This window comes from uncultured Microbulbifer sp. (genome assembly GCF_947504145.1).
Lineage (GTDB): Bacteria > Pseudomonadota > Gammaproteobacteria > Pseudomonadales > Cellvibrionaceae > Microbulbifer.
In genome coordinates this window covers 1,182,929-1,199,425 of sequence record NZ_CANNGQ010000001.1, presented here as the reverse complement: position 1 = coordinate 1,199,425, position 16,497 = coordinate 1,182,929, and the positions used below count along the sequence as shown (strand labels likewise).

Annotated in this window: 12 protein-coding genes; 5 read left to right on the top strand and 7 right to left on the bottom strand. The window is 57.4% G+C overall.

Annotated elements, in window-relative coordinates; translation table 11 throughout:
- The first annotated feature begins 6 nt into the window (after positions 1–6).
- Genes Q1A74_RS05340 through Q1A74_RS05330 form a run of 3 tightly spaced genes read left to right on the top strand, consistent with a single transcriptional unit; the run spans position 7 to position 2,449 of the window.
- Complete coding sequence (locus Q1A74_RS05340) at positions 7–411, top strand: GtrA family protein (protein WP_299593114.1); 405 nt, start codon at positions 7–9, stop codon at positions 409–411.
- Positions 408–1,709, top strand: a complete 1,302-nt coding sequence (locus tag Q1A74_RS05335) for an FAD-binding oxidoreductase (protein WP_299593111.1) — start codon at positions 408–410, stop codon at positions 1,707–1,709. Before Q1A74_RS05340 ends, Q1A74_RS05335 begins: the two co-directional genes overlap by 4 nt.
- 2 nt (positions 1,710–1,711) lie before the next feature.
- Positions 1,712–2,449 carry an SDR family oxidoreductase gene (locus tag Q1A74_RS05330; protein WP_299593108.1) on the top strand — a complete coding sequence of 246 codons (738 nt, stop codon included), beginning with the start codon at positions 1,712–1,714 and terminating at the stop codon, positions 2,447–2,449.
- 16 nt (positions 2,450–2,465) lie between these two features.
- Here the strand turns inward: Q1A74_RS05330 and Q1A74_RS05325 are convergent, their stop codons facing one another.
- From Q1A74_RS05325 to Q1A74_RS05300, 6 genes are read right to left on the bottom strand one after another with little or no spacing between them, the layout of a single operon-like run.
- Complete coding sequence (locus Q1A74_RS05325; RefSeq protein ID WP_299593105.1) at positions 2,466–4,208, bottom strand: BatD family protein; 1,743 nt, start codon at positions 4,206–4,208, stop codon at positions 2,466–2,468.
- 5 nt (positions 4,209–4,213) lie between these two features.
- Complete coding sequence (locus Q1A74_RS05320) at positions 4,214–6,112, bottom strand: VWA domain-containing protein (RefSeq protein WP_299593102.1); 1,899 nt, start codon at positions 6,110–6,112, stop codon at positions 4,214–4,216.
- On the bottom strand, positions 6,109–7,167 hold the full coding sequence (locus Q1A74_RS05315) for a VWA domain-containing protein (protein WP_299593099.1): 1,059 nt from the start codon (positions 7,165–7,167) through the stop codon (positions 6,109–6,111). Before Q1A74_RS05315 ends, Q1A74_RS05320 begins: the two co-directional genes overlap by 4 nt.
- Positions 7,160–7,774: a DUF4381 domain-containing protein gene (locus Q1A74_RS05310; RefSeq protein ID WP_299593865.1), complete on the bottom strand. Its 615-nt coding sequence runs from the start codon at positions 7,772–7,774 to the stop codon at positions 7,160–7,162. The genes Q1A74_RS05315 and Q1A74_RS05310 overlap by 8 nt, the downstream gene beginning before the upstream one ends.
- Positions 7,774–8,736 (bottom strand): DUF58 domain-containing protein, encoded by a 963-nt coding sequence (locus tag Q1A74_RS05305; RefSeq protein ID WP_299593096.1) that lies wholly within the window; start codon positions 8,734–8,736, stop codon positions 7,774–7,776. Before Q1A74_RS05305 ends, Q1A74_RS05310 begins: the two co-directional genes overlap by 1 nt.
- A gap of 27 nt (positions 8,737–8,763) precedes the next feature.
- Positions 8,764–9,723: a MoxR family ATPase gene (locus Q1A74_RS05300; RefSeq protein ID WP_299593093.1), complete on the bottom strand. Its 960-nt coding sequence runs from the start codon at positions 9,721–9,723 to the stop codon at positions 8,764–8,766.
- 270 nt (positions 9,724–9,993) lie between these two features.
- Between Q1A74_RS05300 and Q1A74_RS05295 the strand changes: the two genes are divergently transcribed.
- Both Q1A74_RS05295 and Q1A74_RS05290 read left to right on the top strand, forming a co-directional pair.
- Positions 9,994–14,880 (top strand): NAD-glutamate dehydrogenase, encoded by a 4,887-nt coding sequence (locus tag Q1A74_RS05295; protein WP_299593090.1) that lies wholly within the window; start codon positions 9,994–9,996, stop codon positions 14,878–14,880.
- A 147-nt stretch (positions 14,881–15,027) separates the two neighbouring features.
- Positions 15,028–16,068 carry a quinone-dependent dihydroorotate dehydrogenase gene (locus Q1A74_RS05290; RefSeq protein WP_299593087.1) on the top strand — a complete coding sequence of 347 codons (1,041 nt, stop codon included), beginning with the start codon at positions 15,028–15,030 and terminating at the stop codon, positions 16,066–16,068.
- A gap of 96 nt (positions 16,069–16,164) precedes the next feature.
- On the opposite strand, the gene Q1A74_RS05285 is transcribed toward Q1A74_RS05290, so the two are convergent.
- Positions 16,165–16,368 carry a ribosome modulation factor gene (locus Q1A74_RS05285; protein ID WP_299593085.1) on the bottom strand — a complete coding sequence of 68 codons (204 nt, stop codon included), beginning with the start codon at positions 16,366–16,368 and terminating at the stop codon, positions 16,165–16,167.
- Between the last annotated feature and the right edge of the window lie 129 nt (positions 16,369–16,497).

Below are 16,497 nucleotides of genomic sequence, written 5' to 3'. Positions count from 1 at the left end.
TCATCTATGCGAATCGCCGTAAACTACACGATTTTCGCTGCCCTCGCTACATTAATCAATATTTGCAGCCAGGACATAAGCCTGCAGCTTTATGCCGGTCCATACTCTCTTGCGCTTTCCATTCTTGTCGGCACTTTTACGGGCTTGTTGGTCAAGTATTATCTCGATAAGCGTTACATATTCCGATACGTGGATGTTGGGGCCAGTCAGGATGTGCGCCTCTTTACTCTCTACGCCGCGATGGGAGTTGTCACAACGGTGATTTTCTGGGGGACGGAGTTGGCTTTCGAGTTGATGTTCCAAACCAAATCCATGCGTTATCTCGGTGGTGTCGTTGGATTGGCCATTGGTTACTTCATTAAATATCAACTGGATAAACGGTTCGTTTTCATCCCGAGAGGTGCTGTGTGAAGTTAAGTGGTTGGGGCCGCTACCCCAAAGTCGAGTGTCAGCCGCAATTCCCTCAGACAGGTACAGATGTGGTCCAGTTGCTGGAGCGGGGGCCGGAAGGTACTTTTATTGCGCGTGGCTTGGGGCGCAGTTATGGCGATAGCGCACTGGCCGAGGCCACGCTACACAGTGCCTATCTCGACTATTTTCGCTCTTTTGATGCTGAGTCCGGGATGCTGCGTTGCGCATCGGGGGTCAGCCTGGCGACCATTCTTGAAGTAGTTGTTCCCAAAGGTTGGTTTTTACCCGTTACGCCTGGCACTAAGTTTGTGACCCTGGGTGGCGCAGTGGCTAGTGATGTGCATGGGAAGAACCACCATATTGATGGTTGTTTCTCTGAATTTGTGGAATCCATAAGCGTTGCGACCTGCAGAGGTGTCGTGGAGTGTTCGAGGTCTGAAAATACAGAGTTGTTTCGCGCTACCTGTGGGGGGATGGGACTGACTGGTGTGATTCTGGAGGTCGAGTTACGCCTCAAAAGGATCTCGAGCAGTTATATCGAGTCGACCACGATCAAAACGCAGAACCTATCTGATACGGTTGCAGTACTCGACGAATACAGGTCTGCCACCTATTCCGTTGCATGGATCGACTGTTTATCAACTGGAAATGCGCTGGGGCGCTCATTGGTCATGCTCGGAGAGCATTCGGAAGAGGGAGAGTTGCACTTGGGATCCGGTGCCAGGCTGTTTGTACCCTGTGATATGCCGGGCATTTTGCTGAACGGCATGACGATGCAGGCCTTTAACAGCATTTATTACCATCGTGTAACCCGGGATCATACGCACAGCCTGGTGCACTACGAGCCGTATTTTTACCCACTGGATGGTGTGCGAAACTGGAACCGTTTATATGGTAGTGCTGGTTTTTTACAGTACCAGTTTGTCATACCTCGCGATGCCGGAATGGCGGGGATGACAGAAATCCTGAATCGCCTTGCAAAATCGAAGCAGGGTTCGTTTCTTGCCGTATTAAAGCTGTTTGGTAAAGAAAACCGGAATCACCTTTCGTTTCCTCTCGGTGGCTACACGCTGGCACTGGACCTGAAGTATTCTCCAGAGGTTTTGGCTCTACTGGATGAGTTGGATCGCATCGTGCTGGATGCCGGGGGCAGGATTTATCTGGCAAAGGATGCCCGCATGTCAAAGATGGTCTTTCAGGCTGGTTACCCACGCTGGGAGGCATTTTCCCGGCTAAGGCACGAATGGGGTGCCCATCGTGTATTTAATTCCGCGCAATCTCAACGGTTAGGTTTGTAGTTATGAAAAGCATATTAGTGATTGGCGTAACCTCGGCAATTGCAAAAGAAGTGGCAAGAAATTATGCAAGGCAGGGTGATTCCCTCTATGTCTTGGCGCGAGCTAAGGATCGCCTAGAGCAGATCGTTGAGGATTTGCGTGTTCGGGGGGCTGGTGCGGTAAGTTCAGGGCTTCTGGACGTTTGTGATTTCGATTCCCATATTGCTACTCTGGATAAAGCCTTTGCCGCCATGGGCCACATAGATACGGTCATCGTCGCGCACGGCACACTGCCTGATCAGGCTGCCTGTGAGGCTTCCGCAGAAGTTGCCCTGAAAGAAATACAAATTAATGCCACGAGTACCGTATCGTTGCTGACACATTTGGCTAATAAACTCGAATCTCAAGGCGGTGGGACACTGGCGGTTATTACGAGTGTCGCCGGTGACCGAGGACGAAAATCCAATTATGTATATGGATCCGCGAAGGCAATGGTATCGGTATTTCTGGAAGGGCTGCGCCACAGGCTGTACAGAAAAGGCGTGAATGTTCTGGATATTCGCCCTGGATTTGTAGATACCCCGATGACAAAGAACTTTGCCAAAGGCCTGCTCTGGGCGCAACCGGAGACGGTAGCGGCCGGAATTGTCTCAGCGGTAGAGCGGAGAAAAAATGTTGTTTATTTGCCGTTTTTCTGGGCGTGGATTATGCGAGCGGTTCGCAACCTTCCCGATTTTCTATTTTTACGTACCGGTCTTTGATGAAAAGGATTAAAATTTACGTGGATCCTTCGCCAAATAGCTGTGGCAGGTTTCGCGGCTGTGCTGCGGGTGACGTGTTGTATTTAGCTATACGATCAATCAGAATTATTAATAGCTGTCGGTTTATCGGTTTAGCTGGGGCCTGATAAATTGCGTCATTTATTACCTGAACAGCGTGTGTGAGCTCTGCTATATCGAGCTTTTGAGCGGCATTAGTTAGATTGTATTTCTCCACTTCTGGAAAATATCGACCTAACCACTCTTGGAGGGCTACCTGAATGTCTTGGGGGCTCTCATTCTGGATTAATCTCTTTAGGTTTTCAGTTTCGGCTGAATTTTTTGGCCGACTTTTAGCGGGCTTTGGTGTTTTTTCGTTGTTATTCTGGAAATAAAAAAGATAGATAATCCAGAAAAGATGTGATGCGATTGCGGCTATAGCCAGTTTTTGCCAAAACCCGGGTTCTACATTTTTTACATCGGGCGCTGTGATTGATGGTTGGTGGGGGGCGACATGAGCATCAGAATCGATCAGGGTTCCGCCACCCACCTCAAACCGAAACGCCGGCAGCTGCGTAGCACGCTGCCGCCCAGTCTTAGTATCCCACCAGGTAATCGTCACCGGCGGCAGCTGATAACTCCCTGGCTTGGTCGCAACAATCGCCGTAGTTTCAATCCGGCTACCGGTAATGCCATTCATCCCCGGCTGATCTTCCTGCTGTGGCTGATCCGGGTACGTTTTCAGTCCTTCTATATTGAGCTTCGGCAGGGGAGGGAGTTGCGCAGCTCTCAGGCCTTCTGCTCTAAGGGTGATAATTCGCGTAATCGGCTCCCCCACCCTGAACTCTTCCGGATCTTTGCTCCAGCTCTGCACCAACCCTAGGCCGGCCGCAGGTAGCCAGTGGCTGCCGCTGTAGCTATCGGGCTTGGGCTCTACCTTTACAGTTTTCGCCTCCGAGCGCAGGCGGATGCGTTGGGCATTGCGGTTGAAGAGCGAAAAGGGATCTCTTCGGCCGGTTACGGCGACGTAGTTGAGTGCGGGGATTTGTAATTCACCGGAGCTTTCCGGGAATACGGCGTAGGTGAGTTCGTAGACGGCATGGCCGACGCCTTTGATTCGGCGTTCGAATCGCTGTTCGTCGACTTTTTCTACGTGGGCACCGGGGATTTTTAGTGGGTCGGTGGCGATGTCGTGTAGGCCTACGGTGGTGTAGAGGCGGACTTTTATCAGTAGTTGTTCCTGGACGTGGAGCTTTTCTTTGTCGAGCTCGACTTCGAGGAAGGCTTTGCGGCTGTCGCTACTGGGAGCCTGGCCGGCTTGGTTGACGGTGATGGGGATGGCGTCGGAGATCTGGCCGTGGAGGTGCAGGGAGGGTACGAAGAGTTTGCCTTCTTTCAGCGGGGCGAGGATGACGGTCCACTCGACGAAGCTTTCGGCGTGGCCGTTGATGACGCGGTACTGGTTGGACTGTTGGCGGGAGAGGACTTCGAAGTCCTGCTCCAGCAAGTTGAAGTCGGGTTGACCGCCCCGTTGGCCGCCGCCGTAGCGGAGGGTTAGGGTGAAGGTTTCGTTGATCGCCAGTTCGTTACGATCGACCGACGCGGTAAGATCTTTGGCGTTGCTGGTTAGGGAGACCAGAAGGAGGAGTGGCGCCAATATCAGGAATTTGGTCAGAGTGAATGGCGTAGTTTTCGCGCGTGTGCGCGATTTGCCCGCAGGCAAGCTCCTGCGGGATGGGTGCGTGGTCTGTGAGGATTCCACTGGGGTTACCATCGTTGAGTGGCTCCGTTTTCCGGGGGCTGCCATTCGCCGGCACGGTAGGCGCGGCGGCGTTGCAGGCTTTCGTATTTAAATTTTTCGCGCATCAGGCCGGCGGGATCGTCGGGGATCTGGCGTAACCACTGGTCCAGGGCCTGTTGGGTTTCCGGGTCCAGGGGGCTGTCGGATTCCTGGGGTTGGGCGTTGGCCTGCTGTTCCTGCTCTTCGCCCTGTTGTGCTTCCTGTTCGCCTTGCGCCTGCTGTTCTTGCTGGTCTTCCTGATCGGATTCGCTTTGATCCTGCTGGTTCTGAGACTCTTGCTCGGACTGCTGTTGATCTTGTGAATCCTGCTGGGCGTTTTGCTGCTGCTCGGACTGGTCGCCCTGATCTTGTTGCTGCTGATCTTGCTGGGCGTTCTGTTCGCTTTGCTGATCCTGCTGCTGATCGTTTTGCTCTTGGTCGGACTGTTGGCTTTGTTGCTGCTGTTGCTGAAGCTCTTTCAGTTTTTTGGCCACTTCGCGATTGTGCTCGGCATCTGCGAGTGCCGGATCTTGCGCGAGGGCTTCGTCGTAGGCTTTGATGGCTTCATCAAAGCGGCCCAGACGAGTGAGGCTGTTGCCGAGGTTGTAGAGGCCCTGGGGGGAGTGGCTCTGGGAAAAATTCTCGGCTGCGGGGCCGTATTCACCGGCCCGGTATTGTGCAGTGCCTTGCCATTGGGAGTTTTCGAACACCTGCGCGGCGCTTTTGGGGTCGCCTTGTTGTAGCAGGTCGCGACCTTGCTGATTGGGGGTTTGCCACAGACTGCTCCCTGTCGTTGAAGTGGTGGGCTCGGCTGGCTCGGGCCCCTGACTGGCTTCTGTGCTCGGACTGGCGACGATGAGGCTCGATAGGGCCAATGGTAGCGCGCAGGCGAGGGCGCCTTTGCGGAAAAGTAGCAGGGTGAATGGCAGAAGTAGAAGTACCAGCCAGGGGCCTTCTTCGTACCACTGGTCGAACTCCCGTTCGGTGAGTTCTGCCTGCTCGGGCGTGGTGTTGTCTGGCAGTACCCGGGCGATATCGCTGTCGTCGACGGTGATCTGGGAGAAGTGGCCGCCGGTGCTTTTCGCCAGGCGCGCGAGTTCCTGGCGGTCAAAGTTGGCGATGATGATGGAGCCGCCGTCGTCGGTGATGAAACCGCTGCCTGTGTTTTTCGGGATGGGACTGCCTTCGCCGCTGCCCACGGCGAGAATCGAGAGGGTGGCGTCGGTGCTATTCACATCGCTCTTGATGGTGCTGGTGGCGGCTTTGGCGATACCGTCAGTGACCGCGAGTAGGCGGCCGGATCCGTTGGCGCCATCTTTGATCAGGCGCAACCCTTCCTCTACGGCCATCTCAATGTTGCTGCCGGGGACCGGCATGATGCGGGGAGACAGGGAGGGCACCAGGTTGGCGATGGTGGCGGTATCGTCGGTGAGCGGGGTGACGATGTGTGCTTCGCCGGCGTAGGCCACCAGTGCGGTGAGACCGTCTTTACGCTGTTTGAGGATGTCGAGGACTTTCAGGCGGGCACGCGTCATCCGGTTGGGTGTGAGATCCGTTGCCATCATTGATGGCGACAGGTCGAGGAGGATCACCAGTGCATCTTGATTGGAATACACCGGCGTGGGCAATTTGCGCCAGGTGGGGCCGGCGAGGGCGATGATGGCGGTGGTGAGCAGGGCAAAAATCAGGGTGAACAGCCAGGGCCGTTTTTCTCCGCCACGCATAAGCAGGTGGGGGAGCAGGTCCGGGTCGATCAGTTTTTGCAGGCCACCGCCGGCGAATACGATACGCGCCAGTGCCCAGCAGGCGACGGCAGCGGGCAGAATCAGCCACAGAAATGCAGGGCGCAGGAAGTGGAATAGTTCGGTATCGGCCAGGAAGTTCATACGGGCTGGCCTCCGTTGGTTTCTGCTTTGCGTCCATTGGACTTGGGGCTGCGGCGTTGAAGCTCTGCGATACCGGCGGCAATTAATGGGATTGCGGCCCATAAGAGGGAAAGCAGCAGGGCAATGGATAGGGGCCAGATGTAGAGAGACTTCAGTGGGCGGTAGGTTTCTGCTTCCTGTTCTACCGGCTCCAGGCGGTCGAGTTCAGCGTAGATGCCTTCCAGTTCCTGTGGATTGTGTGCGCGGAAATAGAGGCCATCGGTTTTGTCGGCGATGGCCTGCAGGGTGTCGCTATCCAGGTCCCGCGACGGGTTGATCCGGCGTGCGCCGAAGCGGGAGCCGAGTAGGCCCCGCTGCACCATTTCTTCCGCGCCGATGCCGATGGTGTAAACCTTAACACCGGCCTGCTTGGCCAGTTCGGCGGCTTTCAGGGGCGCGACTTCACCGGCGGTATTGGCGCCGTCGGTAAGCAGGATCAGTACCCGTTGATCGGCGGGGCGCTGGGTGAGACGTTTTACCGACAGGCCGATGGCATCACCAATGGCGGTACCCTGTCCTGCAAAGCCGATCTGGGCTTCGGTCAGCAGTGTCGCTACGGTTTCTCGGTCAAAGGTGAGTGGCGCCTGCAGATATGCGCGGGTACCGAACAATACGAGCCCCAACCGATCCCCCTTGCGGCGCAACACGAACTCCCCCACGACTTTTTTCACGGCGGTAATCCGCATGGCCGGGTTGCCATTCAGGATCATATCTGGGGTTTCCATGCTTCCGGAAATATCCACGGCAATCAGCAGGTCCCGCGCCGTGCTGGTTTGTGAGATGGGCTCGCCATACCACTGTGGACGTGCCGCTGCGGCGACGAGAAGCGCCCAGAGTAACCAGAGCATGACCAGGTTGAGGCTGTTGCCGGCTGCACTGCCGCCTTTGTGCGACAGCTTGCGGTAATAGGGCACCTTGAGTGCGCTGCTGAGCGGTTCGCTTTTGGGTAACAGCCGGCGGGCCAGAATCGGCAGCGGCAGCAGTGCAAATACCCACGGTAGGCCAAACTCAAACATGCTCGGCCTCCGTTTTTTCTGTGGGCGTTTGGGGTGCCGGTATGGATGGTATTGCGGCTGCCTGCGCGCATTGATGTTTGCGGGTCCACGAGACGGCAAATTCGCGCAGGGCTCTGAGATCTGCTTCGGTGCCGTGCGAGGCGCTGTAGAGATTCTCCAGCAGTGCGCGGCGGGCGGCATCTGGCATCGGAGCTTCGACGGTGGACTCGAGAAACTGGATCCAGCGCTGACCGGTGAGCGGGGCGCAAGTGTCGCGTCCGAAGGTCACTACGGCAACACGCTTTAACAGAATGTTGATTTCCTCCACGACTCTCGGTGCGTCGAGATCCAGCGCGTTCAGCAGTCGCACACCTTCCGCGCGGTAGCGATTGCGGAGACGTTTTTTGTGTGCGCGTAGCAGAAGCCAGCTGGCGGCGAAGAGCAGGATGATGATGACACCTGCGAGGATCCACCAGCCGGGGGCCAGCGGCCACCAGCCGATCTGGGCCGGTTCGTGAATGTCTTTCAGCTGTTCCAGCAGGCGCTGCATTTCCGGTGTCATCGGATTGGGTGTGACTGGATCGCGGGGCGGTGGCGCGGCCTGTTTCAGCGCAGACAGCAAATGCATCACGCGGGCCTCCGGCTCGGAGACGGTTGGCGATCACCGTAGGTACTCAGTAGCAGCGGTACGACGGGCTGGGTGTTGTCGAAATCCACCAGTGGCAGGCGCAGACGCCGGCACAGTTGGGCGGTTTGTTCGCGCACGCGGTACTGCTGGTTGGCAAACTGCTGGCGCAGCAGGCGGCTGGTTTTGCCTAGGAAGGTGCGTTGTTTGCCGTCGCTGATGGTGAGCGGCTGATCTGGCAGTTGCTGTTCGAGCGGGTCGGTGATCCGCAGTACCTGAAGGTCTGCGTGGCGCGTCAGCAGGTAGAGCGGCTGTTCGCAGCTTTCGTCGAGGTCGTGGCAGTCGCTGACCAGGAAGAGAGCGCTGCCGGGGCGCGCTATGCGCCTGGCTTCTTCCAGCAAAAGGCTTAGCGGCTGAGTGCCGTTGGTGGGGATCGGGCTTTCCAGTGCGCTGGCGGTTTCCACCATGCCGTGAATAGCGGCGAGCACCGCGTGATGGCTGCGGCGCGGGCGTACGGTATCCACACCCTGGTCGGAGAATACGAGGGCGCCGATACGGTCGCCATGCTGCAACCCGGCCCAGCTGAGGGCGGCGGCGATGCTACAGGCGGCGACAGATTTGAACGCATTCTGGCTGCCGAAGAACATGGGCGAACGCAGGTCCAGCAAAATCACTACCGGGCGCTCGCGCTCTTCCTGAAACAGTTTGGTGTGGGTTTTGCCGGTGCGCGCGGTCACGCGCCAGTCGATGGAACGCACGTCGTCGCCGGGCTGGTAATAGCGCACTTCCTCGAAGTTCATGCCGCGCCCACGGTAGCGGGTGAGCAGATTACCGGCTTGGTCGCTGCGGTTAACCCGTGGTTTGAACAGGCGCAGCTGACGGGCGATATGCCGCATTCGCACCAGCGGTGCCACCGTTGGGTAGGCGCCGCGGATGTTCAGGTCGTTGTGATTGATGGTCTTCACGTCTGCTCGAATTTCTCTCGCACTGGATTAAATGGCCGGTACCTGTTGCAGCAGGCGATGGATCACCTGATCCGCACTGGCGCCGGCGGCTTCGGCTTCGAAGCTCAGCAGCAGGCGATGGCGCAGTACATCGGGGGCGATGGCCATAACATCGTCCGGGGTGACGTAGTCGCGTCCGGCGAGCCAGGCATAAGCTCGGGAACAGCGGTCCAGGGCGATAGTCGCCCGCGGACTGGCGCCGAAATCGAGCCAGGAGGCGAGTTCGTCGTCGTAGCGCTGGGGTTCACGGGTGGCGATGACGAGCTGTACGATATAGGTCTCTACCGCTTCCACCATGGTCAGATCGAGAATCTCCTGCCGCGCGGCGAAGATGGTTTCCTGGCTGATCACCGACCGCGGGCTGCCTTCGCCGTGGCTCGCTTCCGAGCGCGCCAGCTTGAGGATTTTTGTTTCCGCCTCGGCATTTGGATAGTGGAGGTTGACCTGCATTAGGAAGCGGTCGAGCTGGGCCTCGGGCAGCGGGTAGGTGCCTTCCTGCTCAATGGGGTTCTGTGTCGCCATTACCAGAAACAGGTCCGGTAGGGAGTAAGTGTTGCGCCCCACACTGATCTGGCGTTCCGCCATGGCTTCCAGCAGGGCGGACTGTACCTTGGCCGGTGCGCGGTTGATTTCGTCGGCGAGGATCAGGTTGTGAAACACCGGGCCGGGTTGAAACTGGAATTCACCGGTTTCCGGCCGGTAGATATCCGTGCCAGTGATATCCGAGGGCAGCAGGTCCGGGGTGAACTGCACACGGTGGAAGTCGCCCTCGATGGCGTCTGCCAGGGTCTTGATGGCTTTGGTTTTGGCGAGGCCGGGGGCGCCCTCTACCAGGAGGTGTCCGTCGGCGAGGAGCCCTATCAGGATGCGATTGACCAGAATCTCCTGACCAATAATCTGCTGCTCCAGCCAATCACCCAGAATTTTTATCTGCTGGCGTGTGTCCATATCGTCACTTCTTTTGCCGATTTCCTGTTTCAATACGCTGCCCGGGGTGGGAGGCTATCTATCATCTTTATATATAGCTACTTGTCTGGTTTTCGCGGGCCGGTTGATTTTAGCGGCATAGCGCCGAGAGGCAACCACTGGTCCCGCCCGGGCCACCGAAAGGCGGCAGAGTAGACAATTATTCTGACGTTTTGTTCTACCTTGATTCAGCAAATGTAGCATTCTTGCGCGCGATGGCGGTTGCGCGTTGATGGGAGGAAGCACGTGAATATGGCGACGGTCATTACCGACAGCCGGGAAGAGCTGCTGACACAGGTCAGCGAGCTTATAGGGAAAAAGCTGGGCGACAAGGCGGGCCCGGTAGCGGCCTTTGCCGCGCAGTTTCTGAATCAGTACCCGCTGGAGGATCTGGCGGGGCGACGTCTGGCGGATGTGTACGGGTGTATCTACACCTGCTGGGACTTCATCCAGCAGCGCACCGCGGGGGCGCCGAAGATCCGGGTATTCAACCCACGACTTGAAGAGCACGGCTGGGAGTGTTCCCACACAGTAGTGTGCGTGCTGCAGCGGGATATGCCGTTCCTGGTGGATTCCGTGCGCATGGACGTAAACCGGCGTAACACGGTCATTCATTCCATTAAAAGTACCGTGATGAACATGCAGCGCGGGGACGACGGCCGCCTGCAGCAACTGCTGCCTCCAGGTCTTACGGAGGAAACCGGGCGTCAGGACGATCCGAAGGTGAGTAGCGAGGCGCTGATTTACCTGGAAATCAATCTGGATACCTCTGCATCTCATGCCCACGAGCTGGCGCGGGACCTGAAAGAGACCCTGGGTGATGTGGCGCTGGCGGTAGATGATTATGTCCCCATGCTGGACACCTGTGCCGCCATGGAAGATCAGCTTCATGCGGGCCTTGCGGACAACGACGCCAATCTGGAAGAGGCGAGTGCCTTCCTGCAGTGGATGCGCGATGGCAACTTCACCTTCCTCGGGTACCGCGAGTACGAATTCTGTCAGCAGGGCGACAGAAAAGTGCTGTGCGAGGTGGAGAACCGCCGCCTGGGACTGTTCAAGAATCTCCAGCAGCCGGCCGAGCCCACTCCCGAATACGCCTTCAACGAGGGCAAGCAAAAATTTTACCAGGGGCCCAACTTCCTCACCTTTGCCAAGTCTTCAGTGAAGTCGCGGGTGCACCGGGCGGCGTACTCCGACTACGTGAGTATCAAGCGCTATGACGCCAACGGCGAAGTAATCGGTGAGTCTGCGTTTATGGGGCTCTACACATCGCCGGTGTACACTGAGAGCCCATCGAAAATCCCCATCATCCGTCGCAAGCTCGCGTCGGTAATCGAGCAGAGTGGCCTGGCACCCACCAGCCATGACGGCAAAGCGCTGAAGCGGATTCTCGACACCTTTCCCCGCGATGAACTGTTCCAGAGCAGCACCTCTGAACTCTACGAGACGACGCTCGGCGTGCTGGCCATGAACGAGCGCGCGCGGTTGCGCCTGTTCATGCGCAAAGATCCCTTTGGCAAGTTCGTCAGTGCCATGGTGTATGTGCCGCGGGACCAGTTCAACAGTGAGGTACGTGAGCGGATCAGCGATCGCATTGCGCGCACCATTCACGCACTGGACTCCGACTTTACGACGTATTTTTCCGAATCGATTCTCGCCCGGGTACACCTAGTATTCCGTATTGATCCCAATGAACCGGTGGAATTTGAAGTAGCGCGACTGGAGGCGCAAATCGTGGATATTACCCGCAGCTGGGAAGACGTATTCCAAAGGTCCCTGATTGAAACCCATGGTGAAGAAGTGGGCAGCCGCCTGACCAGCACCTTCGGTCAGGCGTTTCCCGCAGGCTACCGGGAGGATTTTGAGCCCCGCATTGCCGTGCAGGATGTAATTTCCATTCAGGAGCTCAATGCAGATAACCGCGTTGCCATGAGCTTCTATCAGCCCGTGGGCGCGGAGCCCGGCAGCCTGCGCTTCAAGGTGTTCAACGTGGGCTGCGGCCTGACCTTGTCCGACGTTATTCCGGTGCTGGAAAACCTCGGCCTGCGGGTGATGGGCGAGTTCCCGTACACCATTCGTCCGCAGGGGCAGCAGGATGTGTGGATGCACGAATTCCATCTGGAATTCGGCTTGCCCACCCGGGTGGATGCCCAGGCTTCCCGCTCCCTGTTCCAGGATGCCTTCGCGGCGATCTGGGATGGCGTTGCCGAAAGCGATGCCTTCAACCGTCTGGTACTGGCGGCGCGCCTCAACTGGCGCGAGGTCACCATGCTGCGCGCCTACGCCCGCTACCTGAAGCAGACCAAGTTCAGTGCCAGTCAGTCCTATATCGCCGCCACCCTGGCCAACCATGTGGAAATCACCCGCAATCTGGTGGCGCTGTTCCGGGCCATGTTTGATCCGCGCATCAACGCTACAGACCGCCAGGACCAGTCGCGGGTAGAGCGCCTGATCAAGAAGATTCACGACGGCCTCGACAACGTGGACAACCTGAACGAAGACCAGGTGATCCGCCGCTATCTGGACCTGATCCGCGGCACCCTGCGCACCAACTTCTTCCAGCTGGATGGACAGGATCAGCCGAAAGATTACATCTCGATCAAGTTTAGCCCGCGGGATATCCCCAATATTCCCGAGCCGCGCCCCGAGTTTGAGATTTTTGTTTACTCGCCTCAGGTGGAAGGTGTGCATCTGCGCGGTGGTAAAGTGGCCCGGGGCGGGCTGCGCTGGTCCGACCGCCTGGAAGATTTCCGCACTGAGGTGCTGGGGCTGGTCAAAGCCCAGAATGTGAAGAACGCGGTCATCGTACCCAGTGGTGCAAAGGGTGGCTTCGTGGTGCGCAAGCCGCCGTTGGACAATAGCCGCGAAGCATTTATCGAGTCGGGCATCAGCTGCTACAAGACGTTTATCCGTGGTCTGCTGGATATCACCGATAACCTGAAAGATGGCGAGGTAATTCCGCCGCAGCGTGTAATCCGTCGCGATGCAGACGATCCCTATTTGGTCGTGGCTGCCGACAAGGGCACTGCAACCTTTTCGGATATCGCCAACGGCATTGCTGCCGACTACGACTTCTGGCTCGGGGATGCCTTTGCCTCCGGCGGCAGTAACGGTTACGACCACAAAAAAATGGGTATCACCGCGCGCGGTGCCTGGGTGTCCGTGCAGCGCCACTTCCGCGAGATGGGCGTGAATGTGCAGGCCGAGAATTTCTCGGTAATCGGTGTAGGTGACATGGCCGGAGACGTATTCGGCAACGGCATGCTGCTGTCGGAGCATATCTGCCTGAAGGGCGCCTTCAATCACCTGCATATTTTCGTCGACCCGAACCCGGATGCCTCTTCCAGTTTTATCGAGCGCAAGCGCCTGTTCGAATTGCCCCGTTCCAGCTGGACAGATTACAACCTGAGCCTGATCTCCAAGGGCGGCGGCATTTTCGAGCGCCGTGCCAAATCGGTAAAAATCAGTCCGGAAATGAAACAGGCCTTCGACATTACTGAAGACCAGTTGACCCCCAACGAACTGATCAGTGCGATGCTGAAAGCACCGGTGGACCTGATCTGGAATGGTGGCATCGGCACCTACGTGAAAGCGAGTAGCGAGAGCCATGCCCAGGTGGGGGACAAGTCCAACGACAACCTGCGGGTCAACGGCAATCAGTTGCGCTGCAAGGTGTTTGGCGAAGGCGGCAACCTGGGCATGACCCAGCGTGGGCGCATCGAGTTCTCCCTCAATGGCGGCCGCTGTAACACGGATTTCATCGACAATGCCGGTGGTGTGGACTGCTCGGACCACGAAGTAAATATCAAGATCCTACTGGACAAGGTGGTGGCCAATGGCGATCTCACCGACAAGCAGCGCAACCAGTTGCTGGAGGAAATGACCGAGTCCGTTGCTGAGCTGGTGCTGGACAACAATTACAACCAGACCCGTGCGCTGAGCGTTGCTGCCTTCCAGGTCGGTGACCGCTTTGACGAATACCGCCGCACCATCAATGCGCTGGAATCAGAGGGGCGTCTGCGCCGTGCGCTTGAGTTTATTCCGGACAATGAAACCCTGAATGAACGCCAGAACAAGCATCAGTACCTGACACGGCCAGAGCTGTCCGTGCTGATTTCCTATGTGAAAGTGAAGCTGAAAGAAGAGCTGCTGCACGCGCACATCATCGACAACGACTATGTGCAGTCCTCGGTAGAGTCTGCCTTCCCGCCCGCACTGGTAGCCCGTTACGAAGCGCTGGTTTACGACCATCAACTGCGTCGTGAGATTGTTTCCACCCAGGTGGCCAATGAAATGGTCAACAGCATGGGGATTACCTTCTACCATCGCATCAGTAGCGCGACCGGTGCCGATATCGACACCATCGCCGCCGCCTATACCAGCGCGCGGGACGTATACCTGATGCCGGAGTTTCAGGAGGGCGTCGCGGCGCTCGATTACCAGGTACCTGCGGAACTGCAATTGCAGTTGATGAACTCGATGATCGGGCGTGTGCGCCGCGCTACCCGCTGGTTTATTCGCAACCGCCGGGGTGTGCTCGATCCTGCGGAAGAGCGGGCACTGTTTCAGGAGCCGGTACAGCGGGTGATTCGTGCACTGCCCCAAGTGTTGAGCGGTGAGCCTCTGCGGGAGTGGCGGGCGCGGCAGGAGTTCCTGCTGGACGCGAAGGTGCCGGAGCAGCTGGCACTGCTGGCGGCTTCGCCTACCTATCTGTTCTCCGCGGTGGGGATTTCCGATTCCGCGCGGATTAGTGATCGCCCGGTAGAAGAGGTAGCAAAAACCTACTTTGCGCTGGCGGACAGGCTTGGGCTCTACTGGTTTGGCAATCAGATCATCGATTTGCCGGCAGGTACCTTCTGGGAATCGCAGGCGCGTGAAACCAGCATGGATGATCTCGACAGCCAGCTTGCGCGCCTGGCAATCCATATCCTCCGTCTGGCCGGTGATGACGGGCTTGACGTGGATACTGCGGTAGAGCGCTGGGAGTCGCATATGGCGCAACCCATACAGCGCTGGGAGAACCTGGTTACAGACCTCAAGTCTGCGCCCCAGGGAGACTTTGCGATGTTCACAGTGGCACTGCGGGAATTGATGTATCTCGCCAATGCCACGGCCGATCAGGAGACCCTGGCAGGCTGATTGGATCAGCATTCTGTCGTAGAAATCCGTACAATACGGGGCCCTCCGGTGTAACGGGTGTGACGTACACCGGAGCGGTTTGTCCCAAGTACAGTATCCCTGTGCGGCTGGTTGTGGCCGGGTGGGGGGAGAACGAAAAGGAAGCTCATGTATCAGCATTTGCGCAAAGCCCTGTTTGCGCTGGACCCGGAGCGGTCCCACCATCTTTCCCTGGATGCCATAGGCGCGGCGGAGCGCCTGGGGTTGATGTCTCTGTTTTCCAGCCAGATCCCGGATGATCCGGTGGAGCTGATGGGGCTGACCCTACCGAACCCGGTGGGCCTGGCCGCAGGACTGGATAAAAATGCCCAGGCGTTTAATGGCTTGGGTGCGCTGGGTTTTGGTTTTGTCGAAGTGGGCACGGTCACTCCGCGCCCGCAGCCGGGCAATCCGCATCCGCGTCTGTTCCGGTTGCCGGAAGCGGAAGCCATCATCAACCGCATGGGCTTCAATAACGAAGGCGTGGACTATCTGCTGGAGCGGGTGAAGCGTCGTCGTTATTCCGGTGTGCTCGGGATCAATGTCGGCAAGAACTTTGACACCCCGGTGGAAAAGGCGGCGGATGACTATTGCTTGTGTATGGAAAAGGTGTACGCCCACGCGGACTACATCACCGCCAATGTCTCGTCCCCGAATACCAAAGGCCTGCGCGACCTGCAGTTCGGCGACAGCCTGAGCAAGCTGCTCGAAGCGCTGAAAGAAAAGCAGAATGCACTGGCCGCAGAGCACGACCGCTATGTGCCGCTGGCTGTGAAGATCGCACCGGATATGGACGAAGAAGCGATCAATCATGTGGCGAAAGCCCTGCGGGATCACGAGATTGATGGCGTTATCGCCACCAATACCACCATCGACAAGTCATCAGTGGAAAACCTGGAGCACGGCAGTGAAGAGGGTGGCCTCAGTGGTCGGCCTTTGACTGAGCGCTCTACTCAGGTGATTCGTAAACTGTCTGAGGCGTTGAATGGTGAGATTCCGATCATTGGGGTCGGTGGTATTTTTGATGGCGAATCCGCTGCGGAGAAAATTCGCGCGGGGGCGACAGCTGTGCAGATTTATTCCGGTTTCATTTATCGCGGACCGGAGGTGGTTCGCGAAGCCGCCGCCGCCATTGCGGAATTCCACAAGGGCAGGGTGGTTAGCAAATAGTTGTCTGATAATTGCTGGCTGGTGGTTATTTAGTAGGTGCCAAGTAGTAGGTGCCAAGCAAAATCCCGGAGCAAAAACTCCGGGATTTTTTGTAAATTACATATTGGCCATTCGCTGCGCAATGGCCGCACGGCCAAAGCCATTCCAGTAGTCCTGTCGGCCCTGACGCCAGCCGTTCACCCATTCCTGATGCTGGGATCCATTCTCGTGTGGGCAGCTATCGTGGTTTCTTCCTTCCATGGCAGCAACGTAACCTTTGTGGAAAGCTCTATCGTTGGGATTACGTTTTTGACGTTTCATAGATAGGGTACCTCGAATTTCTTGTTGAATCTGGAAGCTGTCGACCGAAATCGCGATCGGGCTAAACAGTTTTCCCCCTTCGCTGAAACCAGCTTATTGTGGAAGTGGTTCAGCGAGAAGAGTTGCAGT

Excerpts from the sequence above, each read along its gene's own strand:
- Q1A74_RS05295 (WP_299593090.1), top strand. The coding sequence starts at position 9,994 with ATGGCGACGGTCATTACCGACAGCCGGGAAGAGCTGCTGACACAGGTC.
- Q1A74_RS05300 (WP_299593093.1), bottom strand. The coding sequence starts at position 9,723 with ATGGACACACGCCAGCAGATAAAAATTCTGGGTGATTGGCTGGAGCAG.
- Q1A74_RS05290 (WP_299593087.1), top strand. The coding sequence starts at position 15,028 with ATGTATCAGCATTTGCGCAAAGCCCTGTTTGCGCTGGACCCGGAGCGG.
- Q1A74_RS05320 (WP_299593102.1), bottom strand. The coding sequence starts at position 6,112 with ATGAACTTCCTGGCCGATACCGAACTATTCCACTTCCTGCGCCCTGCA.
- Q1A74_RS05330 (WP_299593108.1), top strand. The coding sequence starts at position 1,712 with ATGAAAAGCATATTAGTGATTGGCGTAACCTCGGCAATTGCAAAAGAA.
- Q1A74_RS05285 (WP_299593085.1), bottom strand. The coding sequence starts at position 16,368 with ATGAAACGTCAAAAACGTAATCCCAACGATAGAGCTTTCCACAAAGGT.
- Q1A74_RS05310 (WP_299593865.1), bottom strand. The coding sequence starts at position 7,774 with ATGCATTTGCTGTCTGCGCTGAAACAGGCCGCGCCACCGCCCCGCGAT.
- Q1A74_RS05315 (WP_299593099.1), bottom strand. The coding sequence starts at position 7,167 with ATGTTTGAGTTTGGCCTACCGTGGGTATTTGCACTGCTGCCGCTGCCG.
- Q1A74_RS05340 (WP_299593114.1), top strand. The coding sequence starts at position 7 with ATGCGAATCGCCGTAAACTACACGATTTTCGCTGCCCTCGCTACATTA.